Source organism: Paenibacillus sp. oral taxon 786 str. D14 (genome assembly GCF_000159955.1).
Taxonomy (GTDB): Bacteria; Bacillota; Bacilli; order Paenibacillales; family Paenibacillaceae; genus Fontibacillus; species Fontibacillus phoenicis.
Genome location: NZ_GG695975.1, coordinates 22,232 through 23,187, shown reverse-complemented (window position 1 = coordinate 23,187; position 956 = coordinate 22,232). Strand labels below are relative to the sequence as shown.

At 53.6% G+C, this 956-nt stretch carries 1 protein-coding gene; it reads right to left on the bottom strand.

From position 1 onward, the window contains the following. Positions 1 to 56: 56 nt before the first annotated feature. On the bottom strand, positions 57 to 899 hold the full coding sequence (locus POTG_RS09980) for an aldo/keto reductase (RefSeq protein WP_009224699.1): 843 nt from the start codon (positions 897 to 899) through the stop codon (positions 57 to 59). Positions 900 to 956: the final 57 nt, after the last annotated feature.

Genomic DNA, 956 nt, shown 5'->3' with positions numbered 1-956 from the left:
TGAGCCGCAGGAATTTACTCCTGCGGCTCGTTCGTTTTCGGGGGTACGCGTAAATATTAAAATTCTTCGTAAACGGCAGGATCCTGGTTTCTAATCCGCCCGTCCGGACGGGATAAGCCATTGATCTGCTTCATCTCTTCCTCGTCCAATGTAAAGTCAAAGATCGTGAGGTTCTCGATCTGCCGAGCTGCAGAGGCCGATTTCGGGATGGATACAGCGCCCAGCTGATAATGCCAACGCAAAATAATTTGGGACACCGACTTGCCATGCCGTTCGGCGATTTGCCGGAGCGTCTCATGCTGCAACACCTCATTGCCATGGGCCAGCGGGCTCCAGGATTCCGTGACGATTCCGTGCGCTTCATGATATTTGCGCTGCTCGGCCTGATTAAAGAACGGATGCAGCTCAATCTGGTTTACGCTTGGCGTCACGCCCGTTTGCTCGATCAGGCGGTCCAGGTGGTCCGGCAAGAAATTGCTGACGCCGATGGAGCGGATCAGCCCCCATTTTCGGGCGTCGATTAGAGCTTGCCACGCTTCCACGTAATGCCCTTGAATCGGATTGGGCCAATGAATCAAATACAGATCGTAGTAATCCAGCTGCGCCCGGTACAACGATTCCTGGATCGCCTTGACCGCTTTATCGTACGTGTGGTAACGCCCGGGCAGCTTGGACGTGATGATCAGCTCTTCCCTCGGTACCGCAGAACGCCTTACCGCCTCACCAACCGTTCCCTCGTTCTCGTAGTTATACGCGGAATCCAGCAAACGATAGCCGGAGCGGATCGCGTGAACGATTGACTGCACACCTTCGCTGCCACGGAGCGTGTAGGTTCCCAGCCCGACCACCGGCAGCTTCAAACCGTCATTTAACGTCATTTCCGGAATGATATGACCCAAGATGAACACTCCTTTCGGATAAGTACTCTCTCAGACTATCATAATCGAATCTATATG